Source organism: Tunturiibacter empetritectus (assembly GCF_014201375.1).
In the GTDB taxonomy this organism is placed as follows: Bacteria; Acidobacteriota; Terriglobia; order Terriglobales; family Acidobacteriaceae; genus Edaphobacter; species Edaphobacter lichenicola_D.
The window spans coordinates 167247-191152 of sequence record NZ_JACHDZ010000005.1; the positions used below are offsets into that span (position 1 = coordinate 167247).

Here is a 23906-nt window from a genome sequence, read left to right on the forward strand (position 1 = left end):
CCCGCTGACTCTGCCTGACCTTGAGCGAACCATTGCATCGTGGGCACCTCGATATCAGATCTGCAGCGGTTCTATCGCAACTTGCACTTGGGTGTTCCATCACACTTGGCATGGCCGCACTTTCTCCAGATATAGCAGCATGTGGTCTCCCAAAGTACGCAACCCTGGCCAGGTGCGCACGGTCTCATCGATAACCTCGAGAAGCTTCAAAAGGCGTGGGCGAGACATCACCCAGGATTCGACATAGGATGGGGGCACGGCCAGACCGACAGCAGTTGTTGAGACAAGGCGAAACTCAGGCGCGAAAGCGCTACGCAACTGTGCAACGGTCGGATAGTACACAGGGAACTCCAGACCATCGAGGCGTGCCTCTGATACGCCTTTCCATCGGCGAAGCGCCTTGCGCGGATCTCCACGCAGCAGAAAGTAAACGGTCTCCCACAAACAGTATCGGGTAGAAAAGCACAGCAGAAGCGGCGCGCCTGATGGAAGCCGCTTGGATAGCTGTTGTGCGAGGCTAGCCAGATTGCCAACACAGTTCAGCCCAGAGAAGTTGGAGAATACGCCGTCAAAGCACAGTGTTTGTGGCAGAGTGCCAATCTCTTCCGTACGAAGAGGGATAAACTCCACAGTGGCACTCGGGGCCTCTGCAGCCATTTTGTAGCGGGCTTGTTCGATCATGCCCAGCGAGGCATCGCATGCAGTCACCGTCATGCCTGCCTTGGCGAGAAACAAGGCATCCTGCCCAGTCCCACAGTTTAGTTCGAGGATGTGGCTGCCTCTTGCGAATGCTTTTAGTGCAAGTTTCCAGACTACCTTTCGTTGTGACCTGCCGATCGCCGAAAATGTGAAGAGCGAGTCATAAGTAGTCGCCAGACGGTCAAATGCCAGTCCGGCTGTGGAGGTTTCGAAAATATTCATCACCACTCCACCTCGGCGTAGGTTGCTAGCAGGGCGGCGCGTTCGCTTGCAATGGCCTGCTGCAACAAGGCGGCCTGTCCCTTATCGATTGCGTGGTCGGTGCCTTGTGAGCCATCCAACATACGGGCTAGAGCGACCTCATCTCGCAGCACCCTGTCCGCATGCGTATAAAAGGCGCGCGAGTGCCTCCCTTTGATTTCAAGTTCGCGGTCTGAGGTTTTTCCCCACGGAGAGATCTGAATGATCCGAGAAGCGATGCGGTTATAGTATGGCGTTCCCTTTATCGGATACGAGACGGTCGTAAAGAAGATGTCTGGCTTCGAAGTGCTAACGTGCTTAATTGTCGCCTCGATATCTTCCATATCTTCTCCCTCGTAGCCCCACATAAGAAACATGCCGCTTTGAATACCACGCTCGCGACACATTTCCACGGCCTTGTGCACCTGCTCGATCTTGACGCCGCGATCCATCGCATCAAGGATGCGCTGCGATCCGCTCTCCGATCCTATCCACATGCGGAAGCAGCCCAACTCCGCCAGAAGATCCATCATCTCGGGACTTAACCGGTCTGCACGCGAGATGCACTCAAAAGGAATGCGGATTCGACGGTGTTTCATCTCAGCAGCATAGGTACGTAACCATGCGTGATTGATCGTGAACACATCATCGGAGACCCACACCATGTCCGGGCTGTATTGTTCGAGCAGCCACTGCACCTCGTCCACAACCTTAACAGGATCACGTCGCCGATGGGATTGCCCGAAGACCTGGTGGCTACACCAATTGCAACGAAAGGGACATCCGCGAGCCGTGATGAAGTTTATCGATCCAGTGCCGTGATGAGTCCGCCAGGTCTCAACGTATCGACGGATATCGATTGCGCCACGGGCCGGCCACGGCTGTAGATCAAGATTCTGAATCTGTCCACGTGGTGCGTTCTGGCGTAGGTTCCCATCGGTGTCTAGATACGATAGGCCGGCAATTTTGGAGAAGTCCTTTTCTCCGCATCGAATCGCAAGGAGCAGATCCTCCATTGTTAGCTCACCTTCACCGGCAACTACAAAGTCGGCTCCTGCCTGGAGATATTCCAGCGAATAAGCGCCTGGCTCGGGTCCGCCCACCACGGTCGTCCAACCCGCTTCTCGAGCCACAGAAAGAGTCTCAACGACGTTGCTTCGCGTCATCAAGTTTGCGTACACGCCGAGCACCGAAGGCTTCTCTGTACGCAGGTGGTTGAATAGTTGCTCACGACTTGAAAAAGTCGTATCGAATACATCGACATCAAAACCGCGATTACGCAGGTGTGAGCAGAGATACAGAATTCCCAAGGGGGCATAAGGCTTCATGATCTGCCGTTCCTTTGGGTCTTCGAATAGGAAGTATCCGTGAGTGAGTAGAAGATCGAGCATCTATGCCCCCGTTGCTCCAGTGAGCTGATGAATGGGAACCAGATTCACCCGAGTCTTCCCACTTGCGTTCGTCGCGATAAGTTCGATTGCATCTGGATTTCTACTAATCGGCTCCAGAAGAGATACCTCATTCCACAGTTGTTCGACGGAAGCCTGGGCCACCTCGAAGCCCTGCCCATCGAGAGTCCAAGTGTCGACTTCTGCGTGCAAAGCATTGCGGACAGCGCGATAAAATCCGCTCGTATACTCTGCTTGAAACATGATGCACAAGTCATCGCTATCGGCCCAGTTGCGCTTAGACCCAAGTTGTGTCTGGACTCGCTCATAGAAAACGGTGCCGGGAAGAGGGTATGAGAATGAGATGCCAACGTCATCCGGCCGTGTATTGCGGACGAAGGCGATCGTCTCTTGCAGATCGGACCAACATTCGCCTGGGTAGCCAAACTGCAGGAAATAACCTGCGCGAATCCCGAACTCCTTCAACCTTTGTCGTGTCTCTCGGACCGATGAGATATTCAGGCCTTTGTCCATTGCGTCCAGAATCTTCTGCGAACCGGATTCAATACCCATCCATACTTCCGCGCAACCGGCCGACCTCAACGCTGCCACCGTTTCCTCAGTCATTAGATCGGCGCGAGACTGAATCTTGAATGGCAGCGCGGCCTCTCTTTGAGAGACTTCTGAAACGAACTCCTGAACCCAATGACGATTCAACGCGAACACGTCATCACTGAACCAGACGTGCTCAGCTCCCGCTTCATATTTAAGCTGTCTCATCTCTTCCGCAACAGCAGAAGCTGCACGCAGTTGAAATTTGTTGCCTGAAATCGGTTTTGCGCACCAATTGCACTGATATGGACATCCGCGGCTCGAGACCATGTTCACCGAGAAGTATCCGTGTGCTTTTTTCCATGCATGGCGGTACGAGTTGAAGTCTGTCAAATCGGTAGGCGGCCGGTGCAAGGCGGTCCAATCAGGATTTCTCGAGAGCGCCCGATCACCGTGAGTCGCTTGACCGCTGTCTCCAATACGGACGAGTCCGTCAATTTCGGTGGGCGTTCTTCCCTTAGTCAGGTCTGTGCAAAGGGCTACGAGAGTCTGTTCCGCCTCGCCGCGCAGTACATAGTCGATTCCATGACTCAAGAAGAGTTCGGGATGGTCGGTGGCATCTGACCCATGCGCGATCACCGGAACTTCTTTTTCTTTTGCCACGTCCGTGAGGTGCCAAGCCACTTCTCGCATTCGTGTCAGGCACATCTTCGTCAGAAAATTGAAGTCGTCTTCATAAATCACCACAATCTTTGGGTCGTGGTGCGCCAAAGACTTTCTGAACTCGATCTCAGGATCCGACAACATGGTATCGAATAGGGCGACAGAAAAACCTGCATCGCGAAGAGCTGCCGCTGCGTACAGGGTGCCGAGCGGGCGGTAAGGCTGCATCTTTCGCACTTGCTTCTGATCGTAGGCAAGGTGATAGGAATGTGTGAGGAGAATGTCTACCAAGAATCACCTCTGCGCATCAAGTTGGCGTGCAGGCAAGCCTCACTCAACCTGGGCCTGACGAAGCAGGGCCGGCCTAGCATGCGGCCTCCGCTGGCGTATTCGCAAGCCGTTTAGCATCGACTGCAGGTTTCATCGCGGTGTATCGCCTTAGCTTGTTGTTGAGCCAGAGCTCTACGGGCATGCGATACAGATCGTGGTCCAATCGCCAACGTGCGGGAAGCGAAATGCCTTTCTGCATCAGCCGGGTGACCTTACCGCGCTTATCTGCTCCGATTGGTATGCGGTCGAATGCAACGCGCAGATAGTCCCGGGTCACCTGAAGCCTGTCGTGCTCCCTTCCGTCAAGCCAGGGAAGCCGCGTGTACCGAGGAAAGTAATCTGCCCATGCCTCAAGTGAAGTCGGCAACTCGATGCCGAGCTCCGTGGCCTTTGAAAAAATCGGTGAGCCGGGATAGGGGGTGAAGATGTTCGTCCAGAATTCGGCGCCCGGAAATCTACGGCAGACGCTCATCATGAAATCAATAGTCTCGCGGCGTTCCTTCCTGCCTTCACCCGGAAATGCAAATATGATATTAAAGGACGGCCGTATTCCGGCTTCCAGACAGCGCGCTGCGCTTTCGTAGATGGAGTCAAAATCCTGCCAATCCTTATTCATTGCCTTCAGCACCGTCGGCGAGCCAGAATCCACGCCTTGACAGATCTGCTGCAAGCCCGCTCGACGCAGCATGTGCAGATCCCCTGGTGTAAGCCGTGCGACCACATTGCTGGTTGCCTGAATGCTCCACTGGAAGTGAGAGTCTTCGCGCACCAGACCTTCTGCGATTCCTCGGGCTCGATCCATGTCGACGAGGAAGTTATCGTCCACCACCCAGATCATATCGAGTGCATACCTGCGGCTTAGATCTACCGTCTCTTCGACAAACTGTTCCGGAGGCAGCGCGTTCCACTTACGTCCATAGACGCCGGCGTTGGTGCAGTAAGCGCAGTTGAATGGACAGGCGAGGCTAGACGTGTACATTGCCCAACGCCGTCCGCACTTGCGCTCATAAGCATCGAAATCCGCAATGTGGTATGCCTTCGGAGGCATCTCGGCCAGCGGACGCAGTGGACGTTCCGGTGTCATGACTAACCTGCCGTCGCGTTTAAATCCGATACCTGAAACGAAGTCCGGAGTGGAACCTGATTGCAGATGTTGCACCAATTCCAGAAAGCTCTCTTCGCCTTGTCCTCGCACAATGTAGTCGAGGTAAGGTGCCTCAAGCGTCTGCTTTGGAAGCAACGAAGGATGCCATCCCCCTAACACAATCGGGAAGTCTGGATTCCATGCCTTCACAGCTTTCGCGATCTCCACGGTTTCGCGGATCATCGGGCCGGTCACTAGAGAAACGCCCAGACACAGTGCATTCTTGACTTCTTCCAAGATGCGGTTCTTGAAGTCGGGTGTGATCGTCGAATCGATCAGTACGATTTCGAAGCCGGCACGGATCAGCGGAGTCGCTACCGCCAAAATGCCGAGTGGCGCCGTCGCCTCAGAACTGGCAAACGATGGAAAGAAAAAGACGATCTTTCGAGATGTACGCACGCTGTGCCCGCCGTTTCTTTGGAAAGCATAGCGAGTCGGTGCAGTGGAGTTTGTCACCAGGTTGTCAACGGACTGTCATCTTGTTACCTGCCAAGAAGGCGCGCCCGATGCACAAGAATCATCGTCGACGGACGACACCTAAAGGTATAGCAACTCGTTTAAACGCGGCTCCATTAAGAATGGCAATAATCGAATGACCGCAAAATGACGGCCGGGTGACAATCACAGAGCGGCTATTCAGCAAGCATGAGATGTGGCCGCACTTCCGGACGATCGTATTCTGCACTGGCTTGAGAGGGGTCTCCTCCTCGTCTTGTTGCTCTATCTGGGAGCACACACCTTGCCACGTGCATGGAGTAAGCTGAATACCGATTTCCCAAACTATTACATGTCTGCGAGACTAGCGCATGAGGGGTACGATACCAGCCGCATGTATGAGTGGGTCTGGCTACAGCGCGAAAAGGATCATCGTGCTCTAGACGTTCGTGTGATTGGGATGTTGCCCATCACGCCGATATCTACGTTGCCAATGTGGCCACTGACGCGGTTCTCACCTCTTACGGCAAAACGTTTGTGGCTGCTGCTGAATCTTGGATTATTAGTCCCGCTCTGCTGGCTGTTGCGCTCTCTAACCGGCTTGTCGTATCAGCGGATCGCACTTATCTTCGCGCTAAGCTTTCCTTTGCATCGAAACCTGCTGTATGGCCAGTTCTATTTACTCTTGCTACTGCTGATCGTGGCTGCATGCTGGGCATACCTACACAAGAAAGATACGCTTGCCGGTGCCCTGATCGCAGCCGCGGCAGCCTGCAAAATATTTCCGATCTTTTTCTTTGTCTTTTTCGTGCAACGCAAAGCATGGCGCGCCCTCGTTGCGGCTGCGCTCACCGGAGTAGCAACTACTGTGGCGTCTGTCTTGATCTTCGGCTGGAACGTACATCGAACCTATCTCCAGGAAATTCTTCCATGGGCTCTGCATGGGGAAGGGCTGCCACCATATGCAACAGCCAGTGGTTCCATCTCGAGCGTTCTGCATTACCTCTTCCTCGATGAACCACAGTGGAATCCGCATCCTTGGCACAACTCTCCATTTTGGTATGCCATTCTGCAACCGACCCTGCAAATGGTACTGCTGGCGCCAGCGATTCTGCTCATGCGGGGGAAAGGGCGAGCCCCTCACCGGACGCAGTTGGAGTGGTCGGCGCTGCTGCTGGCTTCCCTTGCTATCTCCACCATACCGGCTTCATATAATTTCGTTCTGCTCGTCTTTCCTGTATGCGTGTTGACAGCAATATTGCTGGAGCGAAAGAGGTATAGATGGCTTCTGGCTTTAGCCATCGTCTACTTTGGTATTGGGCTACCCCTGCCGAGCTCAGGTAGTGTGATCGGTCCAGCAGTTCTGCTGTATATTCCTCGTTTGCCATTGATGCTTGCGCTGCTATTGGGAACTTATATGCTGTTACGTTCCGAACGGTTGGTCCCTAGTTCGTCACGCAGCAGTCGGACGCAATACGCGTGGGTCGCGGCGATGACCGCTGCGGTTATGTTCAGCGTGCATTACACTCTCGAACGGGAACGGACCGTCCGTCAAGAGTACGCTTACCGGTTACCGCTTCAGACTCAAGTTCTGCTTGCTGCCAGCCCTGAATCAGCAAGTAAGGGAGTCAAATATCTGGCATTCACTTCGGCGGGATATCACCTTGAGGGCACGACGGACGCGATACGAAGCGATCCCACGATGAGCGATGAGCTCTCGTTTGCCATCAGTGCAAAAGGTCTATGGGCCGAGACGGCTCTGAACCCAGAGTCACGAATCGTCGAGCGAGGAGATTCTTCGTATGTGATAGTGGAGAACGCGCGTGAGCCAATGCTCTCAGCCGATCAAGCGAGCCTGGCTTTTGTTCGCGATTACCGTGGTCGCGGCAGTTTATTCGTTCGAAGAAACTTCCAGTCCCAGACGGCGTCGGATGTGGTACTTACACCTCCATCGCTCAACTTATATGAGGCATCTTTCCTCTCTGAGGACGTGTATGCGTTTTCTGCGGTGGAGGGGCACCACCCACCTGGGATTTACCTAAGCGACGCGTTACATAGAAACACGCCGCTGAGTCTGGGTGAATCGCGGTATCCAGCGCTTTCTCCCGACGGACGCTGGATGGCCTACAGCCGTTTCGATCGCGGCGCTTGGAACCTATGGATCCGCAATCAACAAACCGGAGAAACGAGACGCATTGCGGATATTCCCTGTAATCAAATTGAGCCAAGTTGGGAGACTGACTCGAAGACTCTGCTTTACGGCACCGACTGCGGTCGCAGTCTGTGGTTCACCGCGGTAGCACGTCGACGCGTGGTTCCATGAAGACGCCATTAGTGAATCAGCGCCTTCAAAAGCAAAGGGGATCCCATTGTCACTGATAGAGTTAAAGCAGATCGCCCAAGTGAAGTTCCCAACCCGGTGGACCGACTTCCATCTGCTAGCTTTCGAGGGAACGTACACGAGTCCAGACAACAAGGAGAAGTGTGTACAAACAGCGCTCGCCCTCATCGCGGGTAACCTCTACCACGATGCTCCTGTGGTCCGTATTCATTCTCAATGCGCCACAGGAGATGTTTTCCATTCTCTCCGGTGCGACTGCCACGACCAGCTTCATCTTGCGTTGCGCACAATTGGGAAGCTAGGTACAGGGATACTACTGTACGAGCACCAGGAAGGGCGGGGAATAGGCCTCATGGAAAAGCTGAAAGCCTATGAGCTACAGGATCAGGGTCTCGACACAATTGAAGCAAATCTCCGTCTAGGCCATGCAATCGATCATCGTGACTATCAGTTACCGGTAGACCTTCTCCGTTCGCTGAACATTCGGAGGGTCCGTCTGATGACCAACAACCCAGAAAAGATCCGGGCAGTTACATTATCAGGAATCCATATTGTCGAACGTTTAAATGCTGAAGTTCCGATCGATCCCCACTGTGCAAACTACATTGCCACCAAACGAGAAAAGCTAGGTCATCTCTCGACGCACCCTGCTGCGAGCCTAATAAGCTGAGCCTCCGCACAACTCCACGTCGGCTAGAATATTCGCAGCCATGGAGAACCATTATTTTCTCTTCGCGCATAGATACATCTGTGACATACGGCCAAGCCACGCATCTTTGGAATGTTTGATTGATTCGTTATTTCGCAAGATGGCGTTCTCGCTTATGAAATGTATCCGCTGCAAGGGAGCGCACCAGCTCTCTATCGCGCTGTTCAAATTTCTTGAGTCTCCAAGATTGGTAAAAACCGTGGATCGAGCAAAACGCCAATTCATTAGTGTATGTTTCTTCTTCTAGTATCCGCCCAATGAAGAAGCGGTGGCTGCCAACCGCGATGGAGTTCCAAATCTCAAGCTCCTTCACTCTCTGCGCGAACTCTGGAATGGGAATGCTGAGTGCCTTTGAGATCTTGGTTGCGAAAGGAAGCTCACTCCAATCGACGGATTCCTTTTTGTGCTGATTTGCCAGACGATAAGCCAAATAGCCTTGCTGCTCAGGCAGGCTGCTGAGGGCCACGTAGCCAGCCCGCCGGACAACCGTACCGGCAACTCGTTCCGTTCTCAAAGCAAAGCCGAAGTGTCCGTTGCCGAGATACCCGCAGAGATTCATGGGGAAGAGGTTGCCTTCTTCGTAATTGCCAACACTAACCAACATGACAGGGTGAGGCCGGATGAACGTGACCATAGATGCACGTCTTTCGAGGAACGACATTTTAATGCCTTGCGTGTTGTCTCTCCTCCATTGACGGTATGCGTGAAGAATGTAATGGAGTCCGAGCTGCACATTCGGCAAGCAAAAATTCTTTGAACTCCTCGGTTCGAAAAACATGAACTCCGTGCGTACCCCAGTCAAAGTTTGCCTGTAGTCGAGACCGATTTCGCCCAGGACGCACTCTTGGCCGTTTCGCTCCGAAAACACCAAGCTCAGATCAGAGCGCTCTCTGGGGCTTGGGCAGGTGCCCTCATCAAAGCCGATGCAGATTGTCAATGGCTCAGCACATGCCGTCGAAAGGTGTTCCGTTACGTCACGATTCACACCTGCGCCGCGCAGAAAGACACTGATCTCGGTCTGCGGCTCCGGCAGCCCGAGAGTGAATTCCTGGGGGAGTAAGGTTTTTCCTAAGGCAATTCTCTTGATCCCTGCACGGACTCCGGTATCGATCGACATACAGAAGATTCTCCTTGAGTGGACGTCGAACCTCAAAAACGAACAAATCTCTTGTTGGAACTCCCGGCGTCGACCAGTGATCTCATCATCCGGCAGACGCTCATCCGTTCCGGGCTTTTAGTACAACGGGTCTAAGGCGGTGTGTCGTCAGTTGTCGCCAATGGAAGGCAATATCTGGAATTAGAATGGCTAGAAATGTGATTATGATGATCTCGATAGCGAAACCGGCCTCGCTGTGCCGGTTCCACGCCGGAATGGGTTGAAGCACGCGAGTACCCACAAATGTAAGTGTCACGGCATAGGAACGGACCATCCACTCGCGATGTTGCTGAATGTGGCCATTACGAGCCGTGAGAAATGCCGCAAGCGTAGTAATCATCCATGTGCACGCTTGAACAGAAGTGGCCACTACAAAATGGATAGCTCGAGGGTCGTGCCGGTGCTGTGACAACGTGATCGCGAGGGGAGCGGCTACGAATACGGCAGTCACATAAATCCTTCCAAGTGCCCGGTGAAATCTTGGATAACGTCTGCGCACTCGGCTCGAAAACTGAATTGGCCCGATAAGAAGTGCGAGCACGCCCCCCGTTATGTGCGGGACTATGAGAAAAAGAATGGAGCCCAGGTACGCCCGTTCCGCAGCTTGACGGAGAAGCGGTACTTCGCTGTAGAGCGTAACTGATAGTGTCATCGCGCCGATTAGCATCCAAAGCGCAACCTTCATAAAACGCGGCTGAGAAGAATGGACAACCTGTTTTTCTGTCGCTTCTTCGCCAGGTTGCGCGATCCCTCTGGATGGGTTTAGGGGAGCACTCACAGGGGACGACCCTATGCGCTGGTACCGCCCTGTCAGCGTCGCGCGATTGTTTCGATCACTGCCAAGCCCCATGCGCTCCCTCTCTTCCAGCAAGCACCGGCACGTTGACTGCGGAATGGCCAACCGCGCGCTTGCAACTGAAAGTCTGTTCGATCAAGGCAGAGTTGGCGAGGGCCGCTGCACCTCCCACACCGGCACCGGAGATCTTATGACTGTGCCATCCCGACGTACGTCGATCCGTCAGCGTAAAAGCATTTGCTCCTTCGCCAAGCTGCTTTCCGATTAATTCGCTGGATGCCTGATTGGCGATATACAGTACCGACTGCCTGGTGATTGCCGCAATCCTTTGCAGGCACTCAGTCATCGCGCTCGCCGATAGAGTTGAAACTCCATCGGAGCTAAAAGTGATGTCGATAGAGGCGTTCTGCGTAGCCGCCAGCGCAGATATAGGCAACAGTGCGACGTCAACATCTGAAAGAGTCTCTTGGGTCAGCGGCTTCTCCCCATATAGTAGAAAAGTTAAATGGGGAAACGCCTTCATCAGATGGTATGAGCTCAGAGCAATTCGCTCCGGAATGTCAAAATTAAAATAGGTTAGAGGTCGATGATCACGGAGAAGATAGTAGGCGATAGCGCCGAAGCCGCCACCGATTTCCGCAACGGTCGAATGGGGTATGCAGAAGCGATCGCCTAAACCTGCCACCCGCTCCGCGCAATAGTGTGAGTACTCCGCTCCGACGGCGATATGCGTCCCGTCGATCACAACGCCAAACGGATTGCCGATTCCCGATCCGGCGAGGTCCTTCAGAGAGAAGCGGTCGCCCGTAAGATATTTCCAGTAGTCGAGTCGATATAAAACGTGGCTTAGATAAAAATGACGATAAATGTCTTTGACTTGCGGTCCAAAGTACGCAGTCGACATTCCTTGAGGAGCAGCCAGCAAGCCGGCAGAGCAAGGATCGCGGTAGAAGTTTCGGTACATCGCTCCTAAAGCAACAGTGTCATGCTCAATGAGCATCCGGATCGATGGGCTCAAACTTCCTTGTCGCAGCCTTCGCACTGACTCCGACGCCAAATAGGCGCCAAGCACGGAATGCGGCTCGCTTTCGGCTTTATTATAGGCTGCACAGATGCGTTCAAGAAGAGGTGTATCGTCAGACGCTTCATCAGTACGATTGGCGAAGCCAGCCGTAACCTGTTGCAGATCATAACGAGGATCTTTTTTGAAACGTCTTCGGCCGTGGTTGCCAAACCTCCACATGTGAACATGAGCAGCAAACCATGACTTCGCCTTCCTGGCGCTGCTAAGCGGATGACTTATAACCGTCAAACTGGAGTTGGGCATAGGTCTCCTTCGCCAGTCGCCACAAACAGGTTGCTTTCGAGCCCGTGTTGTCTCGTGTAGAAGTCATAGTAATGTCGCTGGAGCGTATACAAAGATTCATGCGTGCCACGTTCGACTATCTTCCCGCGATCAAGCACAAGAATCTGGTCTGCGCGCCGGATTGTGGAAAGCCGATGAGCGATCACAAAAGTTGTTCTGCCCCTCATCAAAGCATTCAAACCTGCTTGGATCATCGCTTCCGATTCCGAGTCAAGCGAACTTGTGGCCTCATCGAGGATGAGAATGCGCGGATTAGCTAGAATGGCGCGAGCAATGGAGATTCGCTGGCGCTGTCCCCCCGAAAGCCGGATTCCCCTTTCGCCCACGACTGTCTCATACTGATCCGGAAGCCGCTCTACGAATTCATCCACGCGGGCGATACGGCAAGCCTCGAGCCACTCTTCTCTATGTGCGCCAGGACGGCTGAATAGGACGTTTTCGCGGATGCTCCCATCGAACAAAAATGTATCCTGCAGCACCACGCCCAGTTGTTGGCGATAGCTGTCGAGTCGCACGGTTGACAAGTCGACGTCATCGATAAAGATCTGGCCGCTAACTGGAATATAAAAGCCGCAAATCAGCGAGATAATTGTAGATTTACCAGCCCCAGAAGCGCCGACCAGCGCGGTCACGGTACCTGGATCGGCCTCGAACTGAACCCCATGCAATACAGCCTTGCCGGTTGTGTAAGTAAATGAGACACCCCTGAAAACGACGCTACCTTGGATTGGGCCAATCATTTGGGTACGGCATATCTCACTATCCTCACTAGGTTCTCTTAGGAGGACCGCGGTACGGTGAAGTTTGGCGATGGACTCCATAAGTTGACTTCCGACACTAACGAGGAGCGCAATGGGAGCCACCATAAAGGCCAGCAGCATGATGAACTCCACATAACTGCCGACGTCTAAACGGTGTCCCTTCACCTCCAGGGCCCCGAGATACATGATCAGGCCGCCAACTATGCCAAACAGAATAGTAGACGCCAGCGACATCCATGATTGTGCCCTGATGGAGCTCACATGGTTCTTAAGGATGCGCTCAGCGCCATTGGCAAACACATTGGCCTCGCTAGCTTCGGCGCGGTAGCCCTTTACTACACGCACAGCTGCAAGCGATTCGGTTAAGCGCCCCGCTACCTCAGCAGTTAGTTTGGAGCGCTCATGAAAGATCGGCCGCGTAACGCCGAATGCAGTCTTAAGAAAGAACCCGAACCCGATCAGAATGCAGAAAGTCAACATTGTCATCAAGGTGCTGATGCGTAAGAGAAGGGCAAGAGCGATGATCGCGGTCAGCATACCTCCTGCCAAATCCACGAGGCCTGCGCCTACCAGGTCACGTACACCTTCCGCATCGTTCATAATGCGAGCGGTGAGATCTCCCGCGCGACTGCCATCGTAAAACGAGATGGGGAGGCGCCCAATGTGATTCTGAACTTGTTTCCGGAGGTCCGCAATCAAACGCTGACCAGCGATGGACAGCTTTTGTGAAAGAAAAAAAGTAGTGACACCCTGAATGCATGTCGCCCCAGCGACGGCACCAATGATAAGAGCTAACTTATCGAAATGATGTCCGTACATCACATCGTTGACTAAGTAACGGAAAGCGACGGGAACTGCGAGGCTACATATGCGGTTAACTATCATCAACGCAAAACAACCAAAGATCAGCCAGCGAAATGGCTTGACGAGCATCCAGATCTCAGGAATTACCGTGACAAGTTCCGGCTTCCATCCGCGGTCCGACGCATGTAGAGTGCCCTTGTCGCTGGATAATCTGGAAGGAGGCTTCATAAGCCCTCGTGTCCCGGATTCTGCGGCAGAGCAAGCCCGCTCGACAGAGAGCCGTAATCAACTTCTGAGATAGTATCGAGTGGCATCTGAAGCTTGATCTGGTTCAGAATTCTGCCGTAACGTACTCGCATTTGCTCAGTATCGGCGGTATCGACAAGCGTTGTCAGCTCGTCAATCGACGGCTTGAATTTCAGAGGCAGGTGCTTCCAGAAGTACTTAAGATCCTTCGACAGCCAATGGGCGTAGGTGCTTTCCCATGAGCGATCGTTCGAGCCAGGGAACACAAAGTTTGCAGGATTTGAGATGTGCGAGTAATCCTGAAACCTGCAATCCATAGAGATTCGGAGTTGACCGGAAGTGTTTGGAGAGGCGGAGTGAACTGTTAAGCTATGGAAGATCAGCGCATCTCCAGCATTGATCGCCCCGTTCACCCATTCTCTGCCTCGTGCACTACCTTTTGAGATCACTCCAGCGTCAGGATCGGCGTCTTGCAGGCCGAAATGATGGGAACCCTCCAGGACCTGCAGCGGACCGAGCTCAGCCGGACAGTCGTGAAGTGGCAGCCATGCCGTAAAGCAGTTTGTATCACCTCCAACAGCTAAGTGGTCCTGATGTGCATGAATCACGAATCGATCGCAATTAGGAAAGATCAATCGAGCGATCGGTTTCGGGTGAACAAGCAGCTTCGGGCCAACCACCAAACGCATCACCTCGCGAAGTTTTGAGTGATGAGCAAAAGAGTGAAAAGCTTCGAGATTGAAGACTTTTTCGTATACTCGCTTGAAAGCAGGATCAGATTCGCCGCAGGCCGCATTTGGGTTGGCTGCTCGCACCATGGGTTGCTGATTTGGCAGCAGCCAGCCTTCGTCGGAGAGAATCTGCACGATCTGGCGCAGCAAATTCTCAATGTCTTCAAATGGCAGGAATTGCCTGATGAGCACGTAGCCGCGCGAATCCAATTCACTCTTTACATAAGCTGAATCCACGTGACTAGCGTCGATTTCGCGGAATGACTCCATCTAATGACCTCTAGTTCGTTGTCCTCTGGATCACGACAAACACACTAGCGCTCGTAGTTCATCGGCGTACCAACAGACCTCCAAAGCATATGGTCGGTGCTGCTATCGTTTGTCATCGAGTTGTCACTTCATTGTCTTTTCGGATCTTTATGCATCGCGAGGTATGCCATCCTGCCCGATCGAATCGGGTCCCAACTTGCTCATGCAAGAAACCTCGACAATGGAATGAAGACATTTAGACAATCTAGCGACAAGTAGAAAATAGCTACGCGCATATCTTGGGAAAGACGCTGCAAATTGAGAATCGGCCAGGGGATAAAGGAAGCTGTGAGCGTCTGCCCATCATCTCAAGCGTCTCGACTAACTTGCTACATGAACGGCAATATAAAATTAGTTTCGAAGTATCTACGCAATCCGGTTCGAACGCTGAGATCCGCAGGCATCAGGTGGCGGACGGCGTGGGCAAATCGGGAGCTTCTGTATCGAGGCGGTAATTACTTCAGAGGTGATCCCCGATACGATCTTGATGGCGTCACTCGCGGGTTTAGGGATCGCATCGGTGACAACGGCTCCGATCGGCCATTACTGCAAAGGATTTGCAGGGCCTACTCCCTGGCAATGAGTCGGGAACAGGTTGCATCGGCGAAATACGATCCAACCCCTTGGTGGCAGCAACACCGCGATCACACGCTTGAGCCTGTGATGCGGGCTTTGGCTTCGCACGACCTCGATATATTGCAGAAGATGTACGAGAACTTCTTCCGCGATGAGTGTTCAACGGGGCTGCTCCCCGTGCAACGGGTGAAAAACAATTATTTCGGTCATGTCATTACCGACTTCTACCGCCGTCTGTATTTGGTCGATGCCCTTTATCGCCTGGACTACTGGAAGGCGGAGACAAGCGGCTGTTATACGATCGGCGATCTGGCTGGCCCGGCGACAGGAAACCCCTTCGGCGTTGCTCTGGGGGATACCCTTGTCAGAGTAGGCTCTGAGTACCAACACTACTGTGCACAGAGAATTGCCCGGCTTCTGCACGGTCACGCCACGATCGCCGAGATCGGCGGTGGGTTTGGTGGAATGGCATATTATCTTCTTCGCGATCGCCCAGGAACAACTTACATTGATTTCGATGTGCCAGAAAGCATATCTCTCACATCGTATTACCTGCTCAAAAACTTTCCGCACCTCAAGATTGTTTTGTACGGAGAGGCAGAGTTGACCTCTGATACGATCCGGCAGGCCGACATCGTCCTAATGCCATTAGTCGAGCTTGCGCATCTGCCGAACGACATAGTCGATCTTAGCTTCAGCTCACATGCCATGTCAGATCTCGCACCGGAAGTCATGCCCGAGTACTTATGCGACATTGCCCGGATCACACGAAATCATTTTCTCTATGTAGGAACCGAAATCTCCGCAGCGAGAATTGTGGATTTCTCCGAAGCTATGCCTAGTCAATTTATATTGTTGGAGTCACGTCAGTCCGGCTGGAACCGTCATATCGCGCCCAACGCTGGTCACGTGGAATGTATCTACCAAATTAGTTGTTCATCTTCACCCATACCCCCGTCTGAACAGGCTAGTCCGGGAACCAAACGCTCATGTTGGGACAAAGAAGTGACAAATCGGTAACAACACGCAAAAAGACTCTGTTCATAATCAGCTTGAATGCAGCACGAGCATATGACAAAGCGACTTCATAAATCCGACATGAGCATCTCCTGTGCGCAACCCTTCGGAGCGCCGAATACTTCTCGGCCTCACGAAGATAAAGGAACCCAAATATGACGATCCAGGAGATCGAACTGGCGTGTGACAACTCACAGCCATTGGACTTTTCCAGGCCCGAACTCCCGAAACCCGAGCTCTCACTGACAAGAGAATTCTATCCATATGGATTTCCCGTCGAAGTCAGGACCAACTCAGTCGACGTGTTAGAGGTGCTGGAGGGTATTTGGGGGAAATTCGAGCAGCGATATTACACAACTCCCATCTCCTCCGAAGTGCACTTGGTGACGAGCGATTCTCTCGACTGTCCGCCCCTGCCGGTGTACCGCCTTATGTCACCATTATTTATCAGTATCGCGGATAAAGATAACTACAGCATCGTCGATATGGAGCGGCATACAGCGCAGATATGTCTTTCGGATGCAGCCCTCCGTCACAAGCTGTACGCAGGATATTACTTCCTCGGAACTCCGGTCTCCTGCATTGCGTCCTGTCACACAACACCGGTACATGCAGGGTGTGTAGCCCTGAACGGGCGCGGTGTGCTGCTGTGTGGAGACTCAGGAGCAGGCAAATCTACATTGTCCTACGCATGCGCGCGAAAGGGATGGACGTACGTCTCCGACGATGGAAGTTATCTATTGAGCGGCGGCAAAGATCGCGTAGTTACAGGCAACTGCCATCAGGTAAGGTTCCGGCCGACCGCGGCGGAGCTGTTTCCGGAGATCGGAGAGCTCAAGATGATGCCACGAGCAGCCGGTAAACCATCCGTAGAGATGCAGACATCAATGATCCCGGGATTGACCTGTGCTCAGGCAACGAAGGTCGACTTCATCGTGTTCTTGAATCGTCGTTCGGAAGGTAGGCAGGGTCTTGTACCCTATCGCAAGGACGTGACGCGCAACTTTATGCGCCAGATGCTATTCGGACCACCAGATACACGCGATCGGCAACATGCGGCTATCGAACAATTGTTGACCGCCGAAGTCTTCGAGCTGCGGTACAAGGATCTGAACTGGGCAGTTCATCGGCTGGAGAAGCTGGTTCACGACGGACAGTAGTGGATTTTGCTTCTACATCTGCCCATGTTAATCGGCAAAAGCAGAGACGCCATCCCTGACCCCTACGATCTCACAAAGCATAAACAACCGGGCAATCCACCTTCGCCGAAGATTTGAAGAACGCAATTCAGCCAGAGAGCAAAATTATGTTGCAAGCCAATCCAGCATTTCAATCGACGCGGAGAATACACATTTTCGAAGTCTGGACAGATCGCGAGTGCCACTGAGACATGTCAGCTTGTTAGGGATTTAGAAAGCGTAGGAGCTCTTGTTCATCGTGCTGACTTAGCGATGCCCGCACACGCATGTGGCGCACCACCGTGCCCGATATATTGGGCGAGAACCCATCAGGTGCCGTATGGCATCGCGAACAGTTCTGTGCGAAGATGCGATCGCCCTCACTATGGGGTATCGGCGAGTTTTGTTTCGTGGATGCTTTCTGCTCAACGTGTGCGGAGGCTGGCTGATTCCCTTGAGGCTTAGTTTGCGCCGCCAGAAACGGCGTAAGGAGCGCACTTAGACCAAAAGCATAAGCGAGAAGATGTGTCTGACTCATTATTGTTTTCCTTTCCAGGCCGGGAAGAGGAACCGATATACGATTCCGATCTCCCAGATGTTGACATTTCCGCTGGAAGAGAACTGTCGCGAATAGCTTGTGAGAATTCTCGTATTGTGCGGTAGGTTATAGTCCAGGCCGAAGTCTGCACGCTGTGTGTTGATTGCTGGCAAACTATCGCTCGCTACGTTGTCGATTCGAAACGTCTGCTGAATACGAAAGATAGGCTCCAGTCTGCCGATCCAGCTATCAAGTCCCCCGAAGTTTGTGGGTCGATAATCAGCTTCCACCCAATAGCCCTGTGCGTGCTGACCGCGAGCCCACTCTGAACGCAAACGAAAGGTGCTATCCTTGGGCTCCCACCAGACATGCGTTCCGTAGAAGTTCTCGTGAGTGCCTTGCAAAAGCCGTCCATAAGAAAAACCTACTTCCAGACGTTTCTCGGGCAGATAAAGGCTCACCCGTCCACCCGAAGAGCGTTTTGAATTAAACTGTTCGTTCCCACTTCGCGCAGAGAAGTATGCAGCATAGTCAATGGAGAAGTTACGCCGTGAGACTGCGGATCCTCGCAACTGACCGCCGAGACCAACTCCTGTGGTCATAACTCCTAGCGTTTGGATCAATGGTCCATCCTGAAAATTATTGATCCAAATTGGAGATAGCCGTTCGTTGTAGGTTCCGAATGGGGTCAAGAAACTCCCGCCCACAACGGTCACATGCGGAGAAGCAATGTAATCGCCCTGAAGATAGGTCAACCCAATGAAATGACTGTGGTCATAGCCGGGCTGACCGCCAGTTTTCGGTGTAAAGTCCTCGAGCAGTGCCGCTCGAGACTCGATGAGAAAGTGATCTCCGATTGGTGCGGCTAACAAGGGCGAAATGATCGGTAAATAGGTTGTACTCCCCCCGGTGGTGTTTGTGAAAAAACCAACACCGCCGGAGATTAGCGGCGTGTCCTGGGCTCTGCCGTACTGGGTAGCGAAGAGTACGACCACACTGAATAGGAGCGGTCTCGCAGACCATAGTGATTTGAAGAAACGAAAATCTCGTCGGGGGGACGGCATAGATGCAACTGTAGTTACGTCTCCAACCGGATGTGTCTCAGGCTCGTATGTCCTTTGTCAAAAGTTTGTCATGCAACACCAAGCGAGTTTTCTGACGTGCGCCCCAGGGTATCGAGGCCCAGCGGCTCGACCTAAAACGTGTCCGTATTCACTGACTTGTATGCCCGGCAATCGAAGCCGATCGGCGAGATAAAAATGACAATTGACTTACAGCCCCATGACAAACGTCCCTGGAATCTTTCCTACAGTTGAAGTCACCAATGCAGGTTGGCGAGCGGCTCGCGGCGTCGCGGAACAGCTTGGTATTTGTCTTGGTTCCGAGTCCGCATGAAATTTGAAGCGATAAAAGAATCTCTGAGCGCCGAACAACAAATCAGGCATGCTGTGCTGCTGACCTTCTGCGACCCGCTTCCTGCCCAGTGTTCGCTACTGCGACATATCTCCTCTAAGGATTGGAAGAAGCTACTGCATTGGCTGGATACCAGTGGTCTTGCATTGTATTTTCTCGACCGGATGCTGGAGTTGCAACGATCCGAAATGCTACCGCCACCGGTACTGGCACGTCTGCAGCAGAATCTCCACGACAATATTGCCCGCACTCAGCGCATGGCGGCCGAATCAAATTCGATTCACCGTGAGTTTCAGCACTCACACCTCTCTTATGCGACCCTGAAAGGATTTTCGCTCTGGCCACTTTCGGCACCAAAGCCGTGGCTGCGATCGCAACTAGACCTGGATTTCTTAGTAGCGGAGGATCATATACCCGAGGCGCGCCGGATCTTGGAACAGCGAGGCTATTACCTCCACGCGGTCAGCGGCAAGAGCTGGGAGTTCAAGACGATCCATGCTCCGGACGGGTCTGTGAAGGATTTATACAAACCTCTTCCGTTGCGTTGCGTAGAGCTACACGCCGAAACAAGCGACCGGAGCCGTCCCTCAGTGCTCGCACGAAAACATGAACTCGACTTCAATGATGTCTCCATTCCGGTGCTTTCTCGCAGCGATCTTTTCATAGGACAGGGGTTACACCTGTTTAAACATGTAGCCGGCGAGTTTTCACGGACTGCACACCTCGTCGAATTCTACCGGCACGTGCTCGCTCGTCGTCACGATGAGCTCTTCTGGAAGGAAGTCCAGGCTGCGGCTGAGGAGAACCCAAGAGCGCCTTTGGCACTCGGGGTCATCACAATTTTGACTACTCAGCTTATGGGCAATTTCGCTCCTGAAACACTGACAAGCTGGACGGTTCATCACGTCCCCGCTCGCGTACGGTCCTGGGTAAGACTGTACGGATGCAAGTCGGTTCTTGCTAGTTTTCCCGGCAGCAAGCTTTACCTGTTGCTCCAGAGAGAGCTTGAACGCGAAGGTATGCCCTCGAAACGGTCGCTCCGACAATCACTGCTGCCGCGGAGTTTGCCGCCGGCAATTGCCCATACGCCTCCGCACGAGACAGTTCCTGAGCGGATCCGACGGTACTTTATCCAAGTGCGTTTCGTATGTTTCCGCCTGTGGTTTCACTTATTTGAAGGTATCTGCTACCTCTGCGAGTCGGTCAGATGGCGTCAGCGATCACGTCGGCTTGCGCTTTGAATTGAAGTCAGCAGCGACGATTGTTGGATAGACGCTCCAACCCTTCTCACGCAGACAAGAGATTGACATTTGCCTTACGAAGGCATGACACCGCAGCGGTTCGAGTTCTTTACGTTGAGAGACGAAGAGAAATCTATGCTGATATCTTCCAGACCCTTCAGTATTCTCAAGCGAATTCGAATCATACCCTCGCTTGAGACTGCCTACCGCAATCGAATGTCGCGTTCGCACGCGGTTGCAGCAAGCGGCTTATTGGCAATTACGGCGATGCTGAGTCAGTCTTCACAGGCGCAAGGGGTGTTCTCACCTCCGCAGAGTACAACCCAATCTCCCTCAACTCCAGGCTCAGGTCTAGGAGCTACGGAGCAATCCCAAATTGACGGATCGCAGGACGATAAAAGCAGCTCCTCGAGCAGCCTCGTCGTTCCGGCTACTCTTTCCTCGAACCTAATCATTAACATCCTGCAGCAGAATCCCGATCTTGTGGTGGAGTTGAAGTCCCAGGTAGCCGATCGCCTCCAACAGCAGGGGACGCCGATCGACGCCAACGATATCTCCGACCAGATGCTCTATAGCCAGATCGCAACCAACAGCGATCTGCGCGCGAACATCACGATGTTTCTTCGCGCAAGAGGATACGTTTCGCAGGACGATCTCCAAAGTTTGGGCTCCAATTCAAATATTGGAGCCCCGGAAGACAGTGAAATAACTGGACAAGGAGGCAGTAGACTGACGGGACAGTCTTCTATTCCGGCTGGGGTCGATACAGCGGCCCCAGCTGAGGCTGGTCTCTCTTCTCCCGATCAAATAGGTGTTCCGAACCGTACGGCACAGTTGATAGGTTCGTCCGCCAATCGATCGTCCAGCGAAGAAAAGCGTGGCCATGAGACGGTGAATGCCTCGACCGACGCGCCGAAAGTTCTGCGCCAACCTGCTCCTTATAACCTGCAATCGATGCGTGATTTATATACGCAGATCCCCGAACAGACCGTCCCACTCAAGCGCTTCGGTTCAGATGTATTTGTCAACCGCAGCGTCTCCGCGATGGCTCGTGGCGGGGCTGGCCGGGACACCCCTCTGGATGTGCCCCTCGGCCCCGACTACGTGATCGGCGCTGGTGACACACTCACGATCAATATGTGGGGTGGCATGACACAGAGTGTGAATCGCGTCATCGACCGCGACGGTCGCATCTTGTTGCCTGAGGCGGGTTCGCTGGACTTGGCCGGGCTTTCGCTCGATCATGCGGAGAGTCTGATTGACAACGCACTTAAGAAACAATATCGAGATGTTAAGGTTACCGTGACCGTGTCGCGCCTTCGCTCGGTGCGAGTGTACGTCGTAGGCGATGTGCAGCGGCCCGGCGGATATGACATCAGTTCGCTGGCAACTCCGTTAAGTGCACTCTATCTCGCGGGTGGCCCTACCGCGGCCGGCTCACTTCGGATGGTGCGTCATTTACGCGGAGAGCAGCTCGTTGAGAATATAGATCTCTACGACTTTCTGCTGCATGGAGTCCGTGCCAAGGGCGCCCGTTTCGAGAGTGGTGACACCTTACTGATATCGCCTATAGGACCACAGGTTGCGGTCTCAGGCGCGGTCAAGCGGCCTGGGATCTATGAATTGAAGCCTGGCGAATCGACGTTGGACCTGGCGATCAGCGATGCAGGTGGTCTTACTGCGGCAGCCTCTCTTGAGAACATCACAATCGAAAGAATCAATATCAACCGACAACGCGAGACTGTCACGCTTAAGACTTCTGCAACCGGAACTGCTGACGCCGACCGTGCCACCATTGCAGCGTTCCAGATCCGGGATGGTGATCGCATTCGGATTGCGCCTATTCTGCCTTATAGTCAGCGAGCAATTTATCTTGAGGGGCACGTCGTTCGACCAGGCAGGCGTTCATACAGTGACGGAATGCGTCTCAGTGACGTTCTGCGCAGTTACCAGGATTTACTGCCGGAGCCGTCGCCTGTAGGGGAGATTATCCGCCTCGTACCACCTGATCTCCACGCAGAGACCATCAACTTCAATGTGCCGGATGTGCTGATCGGGAACAGCAATCTCGAGCTTCAGACGTTCGATACGATTCGCATTCTAGGCCGATACCAAGCGGATGCCCCAAAGGTGACGATCCAGGGCGAGGTGCTGCGGCCAGCCGCGTATCCGTTGTCAGACGGCATGACGGCTGCACAACTCGTCCGTATGGCTGGTGGATTCAAACGTGACGCCATGCTCGACGTCGCGGATCTGACAAGCTATGGCGTGGCGAATGGAAGTCGAGTTACGGGAAGTCTTGTTAACGTTCACATTGGCGCGGCTGTGTCGGGGAGTGAGCCGAACGCAGACGTTCCGCTTAAACCAGGAGACATCCTCACCATTCACCAGATCACGGGATGGAATGACATCGGTCAGTCGGTACAGATTGAAGGGCAGGTCGCTTATCCCGGTACGTACGGCTTTCGGGAGGGAGAACGTCTCAGCTCAGTGCTGCGTCGCGCTGGCGGATTCCGCGAGACGGCATATCCAGCGGGCGCAGTCCTTGTACGTGAACAAGTGCGCGAACTCGAACAGAAGAGCCGCGAGGAACTGATTCGACAGATTGAGACGAGCTCGGCTTCGGCACGTCTTTCACCGAATCTGGGCTCTGGCGACTCCGGAGCAACGCTGAAGTTGATCCAGGCGCAACAAGATCAGGTGCTGGCACGCTTGAAGAGTGAGCCCCCGACAGGTCGTCTTGTGGTCCATATCACCGCGGACATCGATAGCTGGTCGAACACCGCTGTTGACATCGAAATGCGCCGCGGCGATGTGTTGACGATTCCTAAACGTCCCGGCTTTGTTCTGATTACCGGTCAGGTATATAACGCCACGGCACTCACCTTCGCACCAGGAAAGACTGCGAGCTGGTATCTGCAGCATGCCGGTGGAACGAGTGATACGGCGAACCGAAAAGAGATCCTCGTGATCCGTGCGAATGGCTCAGTCATTGGTCGGCATTCGGGCGGTCTGTTCGATCCTTCTGTCCTCTCCACACGGCTTGGCCCTGGTGACGTGGTGGTCGTACCGCAGAAGGTGATTGGGGCTTCGCTCTTCTGGAGAAATCTCCTCACTGCAGCACAGCTCGCGTCGTCCATTGCCATCACCGCAGCCGTAGCCAATCTCTAGCGTCGTTATGGTCCTTGCCACTCTCATGTCGAACACGATGTTTCAAGGCGAAACCAATCCGAGCACCCAGCAATGGCACCACTCCCTGTCGAGAGCAAGGCC

At 53.5% G+C, this 23906-nt stretch carries 16 protein-coding genes; 6 read left to right on the forward strand and 10 right to left on the reverse strand.

The genetic code is table 11. From position 1 onward, the window contains the following. Positions 1-99 precede the first annotated feature (99 nt). The 4 genes from HDF10_RS15400 to HDF10_RS15415 form a co-directional block, all read right to left on the reverse strand. Positions 100-921 carry a class I SAM-dependent methyltransferase gene (locus HDF10_RS15400; RefSeq protein WP_183814873.1) on the reverse strand — a complete coding sequence of 274 codons (822 nt, stop codon included), beginning with the start codon at positions 919-921 and terminating at the stop codon, positions 100-102. Then, complete coding sequence (locus tag HDF10_RS15405; RefSeq protein ID WP_183814875.1) at positions 921-2330, reverse strand: B12-binding domain-containing radical SAM protein; 1410 nt, start codon at positions 2328-2330, stop codon at positions 921-923. Before HDF10_RS15405 ends, HDF10_RS15400 begins: the two co-directional genes overlap by 1 nt. Further along, complete coding sequence (locus tag HDF10_RS15410; RefSeq protein WP_260177920.1) at positions 2331-3770, reverse strand: B12-binding domain-containing radical SAM protein; 1440 nt, start codon at positions 3768-3770, stop codon at positions 2331-2333. Positions 3771-3906: 136 nt separating this feature from the next. Then, complete coding sequence (locus tag HDF10_RS15415) at positions 3907-5472, reverse strand: B12-binding domain-containing radical SAM protein (protein WP_311732776.1); 1566 nt, start codon at positions 5470-5472, stop codon at positions 3907-3909. Positions 5473-5845: 373 nt separating this feature from the next. Here HDF10_RS15415 and HDF10_RS15420 point away from each other — a divergent pair, with 373 nt between their 5' ends. After that, positions 5846-7774 carry a TolB family protein gene (locus HDF10_RS15420; protein WP_260177921.1) on the forward strand — a complete coding sequence of 643 codons (1929 nt, stop codon included), beginning with the start codon at positions 5846-5848 and terminating at the stop codon, positions 7772-7774. 46 nt (positions 7775-7820) lie between these two features. Further along, positions 7821-8462, forward strand: a complete 642-nt coding sequence (gene ribA, locus HDF10_RS15425; protein WP_183814881.1) for a GTP cyclohydrolase II — start codon at positions 7821-7823, stop codon at positions 8460-8462. 127 nt (positions 8463-8589) lie between these two features. Here the strand turns inward: ribA and HDF10_RS15430 are convergent, their stop codons facing one another. The 5 genes from HDF10_RS15430 to HDF10_RS15450 form a co-directional block, all read right to left on the reverse strand. Next, the gene (locus HDF10_RS15430; protein WP_183814883.1) at positions 8590-9618 is read right to left on the reverse strand and encodes a flavin reductase; all 1029 of its coding nucleotides are present in this window, start codon (positions 9616-9618) and stop codon (positions 8590-8592) included. Positions 9619-9718: 100 nt separating this feature from the next. Further along, positions 9719-10507 (reverse strand): DUF2306 domain-containing protein, encoded by a 789-nt coding sequence (locus HDF10_RS15435; protein ID WP_311732777.1) that lies wholly within the window; start codon positions 10505-10507, stop codon positions 9719-9721. After that, a complete protein-coding gene (locus HDF10_RS15440) occupies positions 10491-11780 on the reverse strand; it encodes a class I SAM-dependent methyltransferase (protein WP_183814884.1) in 1290 nt (429 codons plus the stop codon). Before HDF10_RS15440 ends, HDF10_RS15435 begins: the two co-directional genes overlap by 17 nt. Beyond that, entirely contained in the window at positions 11762-13612 is a 1851-nt protein-coding gene (locus HDF10_RS15445; protein ID WP_183814885.1) for an ABC transporter ATP-binding protein, read from the reverse strand. The genes HDF10_RS15440 and HDF10_RS15445 overlap by 19 nt, the downstream gene beginning before the upstream one ends. Then, positions 13609-14631, reverse strand: a complete 1023-nt coding sequence (locus tag HDF10_RS15450; protein ID WP_183814886.1) for a phytanoyl-CoA dioxygenase family protein — start codon at positions 14629-14631, stop codon at positions 13609-13611. The genes HDF10_RS15445 and HDF10_RS15450 overlap by 4 nt, the downstream gene beginning before the upstream one ends. Before the next feature lie 618 nt (positions 14632-15249). Here HDF10_RS15450 and HDF10_RS15455 point away from each other — a divergent pair. Together HDF10_RS15455 and HDF10_RS15460 are read left to right on the forward strand one after the other, a co-directional pair. After that, positions 15250-16266: a putative sugar O-methyltransferase gene (locus HDF10_RS15455; RefSeq protein ID WP_183814887.1), complete on the forward strand. Its 1017-nt coding sequence runs from the start codon at positions 15250-15252 to the stop codon at positions 16264-16266. A gap of 152 nt (positions 16267-16418) precedes the next feature. Next, a complete protein-coding gene (locus HDF10_RS15460) occupies positions 16419-17423 on the forward strand; it encodes an aldolase (protein WP_183814888.1) in 1005 nt (334 codons plus the stop codon). 555 nt (positions 17424-17978) lie between these two features. Here the strand turns inward: HDF10_RS15460 and HDF10_RS15465 are convergent. After that, positions 17979-18851 carry a hypothetical protein gene (locus tag HDF10_RS15465; RefSeq protein ID WP_260177922.1) on the reverse strand — a complete coding sequence of 291 codons (873 nt, stop codon included), beginning with the start codon at positions 18849-18851 and terminating at the stop codon, positions 17979-17981. 519 nt (positions 18852-19370) lie between these two features. Here HDF10_RS15465 and HDF10_RS15470 point away from each other — a divergent pair. Further along, entirely contained in the window at positions 19371-20633 is a 1263-nt protein-coding gene (locus tag HDF10_RS15470) for a nucleotidyltransferase family protein (RefSeq protein ID WP_183814890.1), read from the forward strand. 135 nt (positions 20634-20768) lie between these two features. Further along, positions 20769-23804 (forward strand): SLBB domain-containing protein, encoded by a 3036-nt coding sequence (locus HDF10_RS15475; RefSeq protein ID WP_260177923.1) that lies wholly within the window; start codon positions 20769-20771, stop codon positions 23802-23804. Positions 23805-23906: the final 102 nt, after the last annotated feature.

Bases quoted from the DNA above. Each gene is read 5' to 3' on its own strand.
- HDF10_RS15455 (WP_183814887.1), top strand. From the start codon at position 15,250: ATGAGTCGGGAACAGGTTGCATCGGCGAAATACGATCCAACCCCTTGG.
- HDF10_RS15405 (WP_183814875.1), bottom strand. From the start codon at position 2,330: ATGCTCGATCTTCTACTCACTCACGGATACTTCCTATTCGAAGACCCA.
- HDF10_RS15460 (WP_183814888.1), top strand. From the start codon at position 16,419: ATGACGATCCAGGAGATCGAACTGGCGTGTGACAACTCACAGCCATTG.
- HDF10_RS15420 (WP_260177921.1), top strand. From the start codon at position 5,846: ATGTATGAGTGGGTCTGGCTACAGCGCGAAAAGGATCATCGTGCTCTA.
- HDF10_RS15450 (WP_183814886.1), bottom strand. From the start codon at position 14,631: ATGGAGTCATTCCGCGAAATCGACGCTAGTCACGTGGATTCAGCTTAT.
- HDF10_RS15410 (WP_260177920.1), bottom strand. From the start codon at position 3,770: ATGCAGCCTTACCGCCCGCTCGGCACCCTGTACGCAGCGGCAGCTCTT.
- HDF10_RS15445 (WP_183814885.1), bottom strand. From the start codon at position 13,612: ATGAAGCCTCCTTCCAGATTATCCAGCGACAAGGGCACTCTACATGCG.
- HDF10_RS15430 (WP_183814883.1), bottom strand. From the start codon at position 9,618: ATGTCGATCGATACCGGAGTCCGTGCAGGGATCAAGAGAATTGCCTTA.
- HDF10_RS15400 (WP_183814873.1), bottom strand. From the start codon at position 921: ATGAATATTTTCGAAACCTCCACAGCCGGACTGGCATTTGACCGTCTG.
- HDF10_RS15440 (WP_183814884.1), bottom strand. From the start codon at position 11,780: ATGCCCAACTCCAGTTTGACGGTTATAAGTCATCCGCTTAGCAGCGCC.
- HDF10_RS15475 (WP_260177923.1), top strand. From the start codon at position 20,769: ATGCTGATATCTTCCAGACCCTTCAGTATTCTCAAGCGAATTCGAATC.
- HDF10_RS15470 (WP_183814890.1), top strand. From the start codon at position 19,371: ATGAAATTTGAAGCGATAAAAGAATCTCTGAGCGCCGAACAACAAATC.
- HDF10_RS15435 (WP_311732777.1), bottom strand. From the start codon at position 10,507: ATGGGGCTTGGCAGTGATCGAAACAATCGCGCGACGCTGACAGGGCGG.